This is a genomic window from Streptomyces griseorubiginosus (genome assembly GCF_017614965.1).
Lineage (GTDB): Bacteria > Actinomycetota > Actinomycetes > Streptomycetales > Streptomycetaceae > Streptomyces > Streptomyces griseorubiginosus_B.
Genome location: NZ_WVUG01000365.1, coordinates 1 through 8171, shown reverse-complemented (window position 1 = coordinate 8171; position 8171 = coordinate 1). Strand labels below are relative to the sequence as shown.

Below are 8171 nucleotides of genomic sequence, written 5' to 3'. Positions count from 1 at the left end.
GCTGGTGGGGAAGGCGGGGTCTGGGGTCACGATGGTCGCTCCGAGAGGGAAGTGATCCGGGGTACGTTCGAGAGGGAGTGATCCGGGGGTGCAAAGGGTGAGGGCTCACGCCGGGGCCTTGGCCATTGCCAGGGCGTGCAGGAAGCGCAGCAGGGTCATCAGGACGTCCCGGCTGGAGGCCCGGCGGCGGGCGTCGCACTCGATGATGGGGATCTCGTCCGGCAGGTCGAGTGCCGTGCGGAGTTCGCCGATGGGGTAACGGGGCGCGTCGGGGAAGGTGTTGACGGCGACGACGAAGGGCACCCCGCGTTCCTCCAGCCGCCCTATGACGTCGAAGCTGACCTCCAGCCGGCGGGTGTCGACCAGCACCACCGCGCCCAGCGCGCCGTCGAACAGGCCGTTCCACAGGAACCAGAAGCGTTCCTGGCCGGGGGTGCCGAAGAGGTACAGCACCAGTTCTTCGGTGATGCTGATGCGGCCGAAGTCCATGGCGACGGTGGTGGCCGTCTTGGTCTCCGAGCCGAAGTTGTCGTCGACGCCGATGCCGGCCTGCGTCATGGTCTCTTCGGTGGTCAGCGGCCTGATCTCGCTGACGGAGCCGACCATGGTCGTCTTGCCGACGCCGAAGCCGCCCACGATCACGATCTTGACCGCTGCCGCGGCCGTGTGCGGCAGCTGGTCCTCGGTGCGTGGGCCGGGGATGGTGTCAGAGCCTTTGAAGTCCATGCATCACCGCTTCGAGGAGGGAACGGTCGGCGACGGACTGGCGCACGATCGGTGCGCGCGCCGTCACCAGGCCGGCCGCCAGCATGTCGGTGAGCAGGACCGTCATCACGCTGAACGGCAGGTTGAGATATGCCGAGAGCTCGGCCACGGACAGGGGGGTGGTGCAGAGCCGCAGCAGCGCCGACTGCTCGGGCGTGGCGGACGGCGGGGGGTCGGCGCGCGCCACGATCAACGTGACGAGGTCGAGGTCCGCGTCGCGCTCACCGTCGCCGTCCGGCCCGGCCACCACGAAGAGCCGCTCCGGTTGTTTCGGGGTGCCGGGTGGGGCCGGCGGTGGCGACGGTTGTTCCTTGAAGCGGCGCCGCCGGCGTTGCGGAGGAGTCATACGGTCTGCCCGTTGCGTCGCGGCGGACTGGTCAGATGGGCACCGATGCGGGCGACGAGGTCGGACATCCGGTTGCTCATCAGGCCGGGTTCGGCGAACGTGTCGGAGAGCACGGCGAGGTAGGCGTTGGCGCCCGCGGCCATCAGGTAGAAGTAGCCGCCGTTGATCTCGATGAGGACCATCTTCATCTTGCCGTCGCTGTTGGGGATCTCCTGGGCGACGGCGCTCGCCAGGCTCTGCAGGCCGGCGCAGGCCGCGGCGACGCGGTCGGCGGTGTCCGGGTCGCCGCCGTAGCGGGCGATGCGCAGTCCGTCGGCGGAGAGCACCACGATCATCTCGATGCCCGGTACGCCGTCGTGCAGGTCCTTGAGCAGCCAGTCGAAGTTGGCGCGCTGCTGGATCACTTGAGGTCTCCCTCGTCATCGGCCTCGGCGCGGGCCTCGGCGCGGGCCGGTCGGGTTCGCGGTTGGAGTGTGAGCGGGTCGGGCTTGTCCTTGAGGCCGTTCCAGAACGCCTCGACCCAGGCGCCGGGTGCGGGCTCGTCCTTGACCGGTTCGGGCTCGGGCTCGGGCTTCGGCGTCGACCAGACGGTCGGCCGGCCCTCCCGTTCGGCCCGTTCGATGGCCTCCTGCTCGGCGATCCGCTGGCTGAGCGGGGTCTTGACGCGGCTGCGGCGCTGCGGCAGCCCGCCCGCGGTCCACTCGGTGACCACCGGGACGTCGTCCTCCATGGAGACCGCGGCCGGGTACTTCGGGCTGGTGGGGCGCCGCTTCTTGGGCGGGCGCTGCGGGCCTTCGAGCGCGTCGTCGGCCTTGGGTGCCGAGGCGGCCCCGATGCCGTGGGCGAGTCCGGGCGCGGGGTCCTCGGTCATCATGTCGCGCGGCACGATGAGGACGGCGCGGACGCCGCCGTACGCGGAGGAGCGCAGCGAGACCTGCATGTTGTACGCCGCGCACAGACGGCCGACGACGGCGAGGCCGAGGCGCGGGGACTCGCCGAGGTCCTGGAGGTCGGTGCCCTGCTTGGCGCGCTCGAGCATGCCCTCGGCCCGGGCGCGGGCCTCCTCGCTGAGGCTGACGCCGGCGTCCTCGATCTCGATCGCGACGCCGGTCTGCACCTCGCTGGCGGTGACGTGCACCTTGGTCTGCGGCGGCGAGTAGCGGGTGGCGTTGTCGAGGAGTTCGGCGGCCGCGTGGATGACCGGCTCGACGGACACGCCGTTGATGTTGACCTTGGCGATGGAGTCCAGGCTGATCCGGCGGTACTCCAGGATGCGGGACATGGCGCCGCGCAGCACGCTGTACAGCGGGACGGGTTCGGGCCACTGACGGCCGGGGCGGCCGCCGCCGAGCACGGAGATGGAGTCGGCGAGGCGGCCGATCAGCATGGTGCCGTGGTCGATGCGCAGCAGGTCGTCGAAGACCTCGGGGTTGCGCCCGTGGTCCTCCTCCATCTCACGGAGTTCGCTGGCCTGCTGGTGCACGATGGCCTGGACGCGCCGGGCGACGCTCACGAAGGAGCGGGCCGCCGAGTCGCGCAGGGCTTCCTCGTGGTCGACGATGTCGACCATCCGCTGGACCAGGTCCGCCTGCGCGGGGGCGAGGTCGCGGTACGACGGGTCCACGTCGCCCAGGCTGCGAATCACCTCTCTGGGTGAAACGCCGATGCGCAGCTGTTGGATCGCGGCGGGCGTGATCTCCCGGCCGAGGCGCACGATCTCGTGGTCGTGTGCGGCCACGCGCTGTTCCAGGTACGCGATGTGACGGGTGCTCTCCTCGCGCAGGGCCCGCAGACCGCGGCCGCGTCGTACCGCTTCGGCCGCCGTCGCGATCACCAGGAGGGTGGCGACGGCGCCGCACCAGCCGACGGCGGCCCTGGCGGGCTCGGTCACCGCGGCGACGGCGGCGCCGGTCGCCGCGGCCATCGCTATCGCGGGGAGCAACAACACGCGCGCGTAGGGAAGTTCTCGGCGCCCGGGCGGGGACTGAACACTCACCATGTAGGCCCTCTGAAACGAATCGACTGGGAGTCGCACATATAGGGAACAAGCGCACGAATATGGTTCAACTCGGTGCGCTGCGGGCGAGCTTAGTCCGACCGGATCATCGCCGTGTCATATTCAGCAAGCACCTGAAACCGGGCAGGGGATCGGAGTACCCTCGGCCCATTTGCACGCTGAGCCCCCGGTCGCACACGGTGTGTGACGACGCACGGGCGTACGAGGTTCACTCACCGCGACGGGTGAAGATCTCCTTCCGGGGCGGCCGTTCAGACCCCGGCGATGCGCAACGCCGCGTCCGCCGTCGCCTCCGCGAACACCGACACCGGCCGTTCGGGCTCGGAGCGGTGCACCAGGATCACGCCCTCGATCAACCCGAACACCAGGTCCGTACGGAGATCGAGCTCGCTCTTGGCGAGCGCGCCGCCGGCCGGGGTGGCGGCGAGCAACTGCCGGTAGGCGTCCTTGAGTTCGGCGCGCACGGCATGGAACCCGGCGAACCGCTCGGTGCGCACCTCGGGCAGCAGATAGAGGCCGCCGAGGTTGTGCGGGCCGCCGCACAGCAGCTCGACGTCCGTACGGCACAGGTCCCACAGCCGCTGCTCGGCGGGCCTCGTGTCATCGGCGAGGAGGCGGCGGGCGTACGTCAGCGAGGGCGTGACCGTGGACTCCAGCAGGTCGGCGAGGAGTTCCTCCTTGCCCGAGACGTAGTGGTACATCGACGCCTGCCGCATGCCCGCGCGCTCGGCCACCGCGCGGGTGGTGGTGGCCGCGTAGCCCTGGGTGGTGAACAACTCGGCGGCCGCCGCGAGCAGTTCGTCGCGCGGCGAGAGCCCGCTGTCCGGCCGCTGCGCGGCCCGGGGCCTGCCGACCCGGCGCCCACCCGTCGTTCCCATGCGTTCGATCCTCGCACACCACCTGGTACGACGACCCCTGGGGCGATCTTGGTGAGGGCTCGGTAACCGACCGGCAACGCGCGGGCAATCCCGGCGACCCGACCGCCTCCTAATTTCTGTCGAGCGACAGAAATGACCGGAGCAGCACTACCCGGAAGAGACGATCCCGGAGCCGGAGGTCCCGCGATGGCGACAGCGACCACATACGGAGCCCGCGACCACGCGCGCGCACAGGAGGGCACCCGTGCCGAGACCATGCCCGTCGTCCCGGCCGCCGACTGGCCGAACCCGCCCTGCGAGGCCGGCCATCTGGTGTGGGCGGAGACGGTGGCGGGCGGCAACTACACGCACCGGGTGCTGGCCCGGGGCACCGAGCTGCGCCTGACCGACCTGCGCGGCGACGCCTGCGCGCATCTGCTGCTGTACGTCGCGGACCGCCCCTGGGAGCGGCTGAACGTGGCCGACACGGTGAAGGTGCAGTGGAACGCCTACCTCGGCGAGGGCCGGCTGCTGCTGTCCGACCAGGGCCGGGTGCTCGCGTCGGTGATCGCCGACACCTCCCACCGCCACGACGCCCTGTGCGGAACCTCCACCCTCGCCCGCAACACCGACCGCTACGGCGACGGCACCCCGCAGTCCGACTCCCCCGCCGGCCGCGAGCTGTTCAAGCTGGCGGCCGCGAAGAACGGCCTCGAACCCCGCGATCTCCCCCCGTCCCTCTCCTTCTTCCAGGGCGTGGAGATCCGCGACGACGGCACCCTCGACTTCACCGGCTCGACCGGCCCCGGAGGCAGCGTCACCCTGCGCGCCGAGCAGGACCTCACCGTGCTGATCGCCAACGTGCCGCACCCCGCCGACCCCCGGGAGGAGTACGTCAGCACCCCCCTGGAGGTCCTCGCCTGGCGCGCGGCACCGACCGCGCCGGGCGACCCGCTGTGGGAGGCCACTCCCGAGGGCCGCCGTGCCTTCCTGAACACCGCCGAATTCCTCGCCGCGAGGGGGCTCGCATGAGCGCGAACACGACCACCAGCACCAGCACCAGCACCAGCACGCCGGCACCCGTACGCACGACCGTCGTTCCGGCCCGGGCGGCCTGGTCGTCCGTGATCCGCGCCGGCCAGACGCTGACCATCACCGACCTGCACGGCAACCAGGCCGTCGACTTCCTGGCGTACGACGCCCACGACACCTCGGTCCGCTACAGCGCCCCCGACACCGTCCAGGCGCAGGGCGGCATCTTCCTGACCACGGGCAGCGTGCTCATGAGCAACGAGTACACCCCGCTGATGACGGTGGTCGAGGACGAGGTGGGCCGGCACGACACGGTCGGCGGCGCCTGCTCCAAGGAGTCCAACACCCTCCGCTACGGCCACCACACCTGGTCGCAGCACGCGTGCGTGGACAACTTCCTCGCCGAGGGATCCAGGCACGGCCTCGGCAAGCGGGACCTGGTCTCCAACATCAACTGGTACATGAACGTGCCGGTCGAGAAGGACGGCACCCTCGGCATCGTCGACGGCATCTCGGCACCGGGCCTGAAGCTGACCCTGCGCGCCGAACGCGACGTCCTGGTCCTCGTCTCCAACTGCCCCCAGATCAACAACCCCTGCAACGGCTTCGAGCCGACCGCCGTGGAGATGACGATCGCCGGAGCCGTCCGATGACCTTCGACACGCTGCTGGTCGCCAACCGCGGCGAGATCGCGGTCCGGATCATCCGCACCGCCCGCGAACTCGGCCTGCGCACCGTCGCCGTGTACTCCGACCCGGACCGCTCGGCACCCCACGTCCGTCTCGCCGACCAGGCGGTGCGGCTCGGCCCGGCGCCCGCGAAGGAGTCCTACCTCGACGCCGACCTGGTGCTGAAGGCAGCCAAGGACAGCGGCGCGGGCGCCATCCACCCCGGCTACGGCTTCCTCTCCGAGGACGCCCTGTTCGCTCGGAGGTGCGAGGAGGCCGGGATCGTCTTCGTCGGCCCGACCCCGGAGCAGCTGGAGCTGTTCGGCGCCAAGCACACCGCCCGCGCAGCCGCCGAAGCGGCGGGAGTGCCGCTGGCACCGGGAACAGGGCTGCTGGGGTCGCTGGAGGAGGCGCTGTGCGAGGCGGCCGCCATCGGCTATCCGGTCATGCTCAAGGCGACCGGCGGCGGTGGCGGAATCGGCATGTCGGCATGTCGATCAGCGGACGAACTGACCGACGCCTGGGACCGGGTGCAGCGCGTGGCCGCCGCATCCTTCTCCTCGGCAGGCGTCTTCCTGGAGCGCCTGGTGGAGCACGCCCGCCATGTCGAGGTGCAGGTCTTCGGCGACGGCGACGGCAGGGTGGTCACCTTCGGCGACCGCGACTGCTCCCTCCAGCGCCGCAACCAGAAGGTCCTGGAGGAGGCCCCGGCCCCCGGCCTGCCCCCACACGTCCGCTCCCAACTCACGTCCTCTGCCCGCGATCTGTGCGCCTCCGTCGGCTACCGCTCCGCCGGAACCGTCGAGTTCGTGTACGACGCCACGCGCGAGGAGGCCTACTTCCTGGAGGTCAACACCCGCCTCCAGGTGGAACATCCGGTCACCGAGGAGATCTACGGCGTCGACCTGGTCGCCTGGATGCTGCGCCTGGCCCGCGGCGAACGCGACGTCGTGCGCGAACCCGGCCCGCCCCGCGGCCACGCCGTCGAGGCCCGCCTCTACGCCGAGGACCCCTCGCGCGAACACCGTCCCAGCGCAGGTCTGTTGACCAGGGTCGAGTTCCCTTCGGGGGTACGCGTCGACGGCTGGGTGGAGAGCGGCACCGAGGTGACGACGTCGTACGACCCGATGCTCGCCAAGGTGATCGCGTACGGCTCCGATCGCGCCCACGCCCTGCGCCGACTGGACGAGGCACTGGCCCGCACCCGCGTCGACGGCATCGAGACCAACCTGGGACTGGTCCGCGCGGCCCTGGAGGACGAGGGCTTCAAGGCGGCCCGGCACTCCACGGCCACGCTCGCCTCGGTGAGCGACCCGACCCCGCGCATCGAGGTGGTCTCCGCCGGCACCCTCACCACCGTGCAGGACTGGCCGGGCCGCACCGGCTACTGGCAGGTCGGCGTGCCGCCGAGCGGCCCCATGGACGACCGCTCCTTCCGGCTCGGCAACCGCGCCCTGGGCAACGCGGAGGGCGCCCCCGGCCTCGAATGCACCTTGCAGGGACCGTCGTTGCGGTTCACGCACCCGACGACCCTCTGCGTGACCGGCGCCCCGGCCCCCGTCACGGTCGACGGCACGCCGGTCGCGCAGTGGGAGCCGGTGACCGTGCCCGCGGGCGCCGTGCTCGAGGTAGGCGCACCCGCGCAACACGGCCTGCGGACCTACGTCCTGTTCGCCGGCGGCCTCGACGTCCCGGCCTTCCTGGGCAGCGCGAGCACCTTCACCCTGGGCCGCTTCGGCGGACACGGCGGCAGGGCGCTCCGGACGGGCGACGTCCTGCACGGAGGGACCGTCACCGAGGGAGCCCCGGTCACCGAACGCCCCGACTTCACGGCCCTCTGGCACATCGGCGCCGTCGAAGGCCCGCACGCGGCACCGGAGTTCTTCACCGAGGACGACATCCGCGACTTCTACGCCGCCGACTGGAAGGTCCACTTCAACTCCGCCCGCACCGGCGTCCGTCTGGTCGGCCCCAAGCCCCGCTGGGCCCGCACCGACGGCGGCGAGGCGGGCCTGCACCCGTCCAACATCCACGACACCCCGTACTCGGTCGGCGCCGTCGACTACACCGGCGACATGCCGGTGCTGCTGGGCCCGGACGGCCCGTCCCTGGGCGGGTTCGTGTGCCCGGCGACCGTGCTGAGCGGCGAGCGCTGGAAGCTCGGCCAGCTGCGGCCGGGAGACACGGTGCGCTTCATGCCGGTGAACGTGGACGGATCGGCCCGCCCGGAGATCGTGGACGGCGGCATCCTCGCCCGCGACGGAGACGTGACGTACCGCCGCAGCGGCGACGACAACCTGCTGGTGGAGTTCGGCCCCATGCAGTTGGACCTGGCCCTGCGCATGCGGGTGCACGCCCTGATGGAGGCGGTGGCCTCCGACGGCCCCGAGGGCATCACGGACCTCACCCCCGGCATCCGCTCCCTCCAGATCCAGACGGACCCGGCCCACCTGCCCCAACACGAACTCCTCGCCGCCGTCCGGGAG

At 71.5% G+C, this 8171-nt stretch carries 8 protein-coding genes; 3 read left to right on the top strand and 5 right to left on the bottom strand.

The window, feature by feature from the left end; translation table 11 throughout:
* Nucleotides 1-105: 105 nt before the first annotated feature.
* The 5 genes from GRC12_RS38955 to GRC12_RS38935 form a co-directional block, all read right to left on the bottom strand.
* On the bottom strand, nucleotides 106-726 hold the full coding sequence (locus GRC12_RS38955; protein ID WP_208785132.1) for a GTP-binding protein: 621 nt from the start codon (nucleotides 724-726) through the stop codon (nucleotides 106-108).
* Complete coding sequence (locus GRC12_RS38950; RefSeq protein ID WP_208785130.1) at nucleotides 707-1111, bottom strand: DUF742 domain-containing protein; 405 nt, start codon at nucleotides 1109-1111, stop codon at nucleotides 707-709. The genes GRC12_RS38955 and GRC12_RS38950 overlap by 20 nt, the downstream gene beginning before the upstream one ends.
* On the bottom strand, nucleotides 1108-1515 hold the full coding sequence (locus tag GRC12_RS38945) for a roadblock/LC7 domain-containing protein (RefSeq protein ID WP_133045006.1): 408 nt from the start codon (nucleotides 1513-1515) through the stop codon (nucleotides 1108-1110). The genes GRC12_RS38950 and GRC12_RS38945 overlap by 4 nt, the downstream gene beginning before the upstream one ends.
* Nucleotides 1512-3110: a sensor histidine kinase gene (locus GRC12_RS38940; RefSeq protein ID WP_208785127.1), complete on the bottom strand. Its 1599-nt coding sequence runs from the start codon at nucleotides 3108-3110 to the stop codon at nucleotides 1512-1514. The genes GRC12_RS38945 and GRC12_RS38940 overlap by 4 nt, the downstream gene beginning before the upstream one ends.
* 269 nt (nucleotides 3111-3379) lie before the next feature.
* Nucleotides 3380-4006 carry a TetR/AcrR family transcriptional regulator gene (locus tag GRC12_RS38935; RefSeq protein ID WP_208785125.1) on the bottom strand — a complete coding sequence of 209 codons (627 nt, stop codon included), beginning with the start codon at nucleotides 4004-4006 and terminating at the stop codon, nucleotides 3380-3382.
* Nucleotides 4007-4192: 186 nt separating this feature from the next.
* On the opposite strand from GRC12_RS38935, the gene GRC12_RS38930 reads away from it, so the two are divergent.
* From GRC12_RS38930 to GRC12_RS38920, 3 genes are all read left to right on the top strand, one after another.
* A complete protein-coding gene (locus tag GRC12_RS38930; RefSeq protein WP_208785123.1) occupies nucleotides 4193-5017 on the top strand; it encodes an urea amidolyase associated protein UAAP1 in 825 nt (274 codons plus the stop codon).
* The gene (locus GRC12_RS38925; RefSeq protein ID WP_208785121.1) at nucleotides 5014-5670 is read left to right on the top strand and encodes an urea amidolyase associated protein UAAP2; all 657 of its coding nucleotides are present in this window, start codon (nucleotides 5014-5016) and stop codon (nucleotides 5668-5670) included. The genes GRC12_RS38930 and GRC12_RS38925 overlap by 4 nt, the downstream gene beginning before the upstream one ends.
* A partial coding sequence (locus GRC12_RS38920) for a 5-oxoprolinase/urea amidolyase family protein (protein WP_208785119.1) occupies nucleotides 5667-8171 on the top strand: 2505 nt, incomplete at its 3' end. The genes GRC12_RS38925 and GRC12_RS38920, both read left to right, overlap by 4 nt.

What these genes read in the sequence shown, in the direction of transcription:
- GRC12_RS38955 (WP_208785132.1), bottom strand. Translation starts at nt 726, where the DNA reads ATGGACTTCAAAGGCTCTGACACCATCCCCGGCCCACGCACCGAGGAC.
- GRC12_RS38940 (WP_208785127.1), bottom strand. Translation starts at nt 3,110, where the DNA reads ATGGTGAGTGTTCAGTCCCCGCCCGGGCGCCGAGAACTTCCCTACGCG.
- GRC12_RS38930 (WP_208785123.1), top strand. Translation starts at nt 4,193, where the DNA reads ATGGCGACAGCGACCACATACGGAGCCCGCGACCACGCGCGCGCACAG.
- GRC12_RS38935 (WP_208785125.1), bottom strand. Translation starts at nt 4,006, where the DNA reads ATGGGAACGACGGGTGGGCGCCGGGTCGGCAGGCCCCGGGCCGCGCAG.
- GRC12_RS38950 (WP_208785130.1), bottom strand. Translation starts at nt 1,111, where the DNA reads ATGACTCCTCCGCAACGCCGGCGGCGCCGCTTCAAGGAACAACCGTCG.
- GRC12_RS38925 (WP_208785121.1), top strand. Translation starts at nt 5,014, where the DNA reads ATGAGCGCGAACACGACCACCAGCACCAGCACCAGCACCAGCACGCCG.